Source organism: Methylobacterium sp. WL18, from assembly GCF_008040015.1.
In the GTDB taxonomy this organism is placed as follows: Bacteria; Pseudomonadota; Alphaproteobacteria; order Rhizobiales; family Beijerinckiaceae; genus Methylobacterium; species Methylobacterium mesophilicum.
In genome coordinates this window covers 1-1,237 of the sequence record NZ_VRVD01000973.1, presented here as the reverse complement: position 1 = coordinate 1,237, position 1,237 = coordinate 1, and the positions used below count along the sequence as shown (strand labels likewise).

The following is a 1,237-nucleotide window of genomic DNA, read 5'->3' as shown; positions in this document are numbered from 1 at the left end:
AGGCGGCCGCCGGCGTCGCGCGGGCCGATCGCGTCGAACAGGGTCAGCGGCGAGGCGGCGGTGAAAGCGTACGCCGCGAGGCCGAGGCCGAGGAGGCTGGCAAGCGCGATGAGGAGCCGTGTCATATCCCGTCCGGTTGCCCTGATTGGCCCATTCAGGGCTCCGCTCGGGGCGGATTGATGACGCGAGCGGGGCAGCGGTTAAAAAATCAGGTCCGCAGCACGATGCAGGCGCCCCCGACCTTGCGGATGCGGCCGCACAGGTCGTCGGCGGCCTGGCGGCTCTGGGCGGGGAGGCGGATCCGGTAGAACGCCCGGGTGCCGCGGTTGCGCAGGCGGGTACCGATGATCATCGGCCGGGCCTCGCCGATCACCCCGGCATAGGCGCTGCGCGCGCGGTTGAAGCTCTGCAGGGCCAGCGCCTTGGAGAAGTTGCCGGCGAGCTGGATGCCCCAGGGCGCCGCCGGCCCCTCGTTCGGCCCCAGCGCGAAGCGGTCGCCGCGCGACGGGATGCGCAGGCTGGCCGTGACCTGCAGGCAGGTGACCGGCGCCTCGAGTTTGGTCTCGGCTTTGGAGTCAGGCTTGGTCTCTTTGGCCTTGGCCTCCGGCGCGCCGCCCTCGGGATACGTGATCGTCCCGGCGGTGCCGCCGCGCCAATCCTCGGCGGGCATTCCCGTGATGGCGGCGACGTAGGCCCGGGTCTCGGCGGGCAGGCCGCCCTCGCCGGACAGCCACTTGCTGACCCGGCCGGCACCGCCGTTATAGGCCGCCGCCGCGAGCCCGAGGTTGCCGAACTGCGTCTTCAGGTCGGCCAGCAGGTGGGCGGCGTGCGGGATCGCCTGCTCGGGATCGAACGGGTCGAGCAGGCCGCGCTCCCGGGCGGTGCCGGGCATGAACTGCGCGACGCCCTGCGCGCCGGCCGAACTCACCACGCCGACGCGAAAGCTGCTCTCGCGCCAGATCAGCCGGGTCAGGAACGGCACCGGCAGCCCGCGCGCCTTGGCGGAATCGTCGATGAGGCGGCACAAAGCCTGCTCGACGGTCTCGGTCGCCCCCTCGGACGGGGCCGCCGCGGCCGGGCCGGCGCAGAGCAGCGGGAGGAGGGCGAGGAGGCGCAGGCGGGGGGCGATCACGCAACCGCTTGTAGCGGGGCGCACGGGCGGATCAATCCGTACGGTTGGGGAGTGATGACGCGCTGGGCATCGCCGGCCCGCACCGCGAGCGCGGCGAACCGCGAG

1 protein-coding gene is annotated in these 1,237 nt (G+C 73.3%); it reads right to left on the bottom strand.

All coding sequences use genetic code 11. The features are described from left to right. Positions 1–208: 208 nt before the first annotated feature. A complete protein-coding gene (locus FV228_RS30205; RefSeq protein ID WP_147857786.1) occupies positions 209–1,132 on the bottom strand; it encodes a lytic transglycosylase domain-containing protein in 924 nt (307 codons plus the stop codon). Between the last annotated feature and the right edge of the window lie 105 nt (positions 1,133–1,237).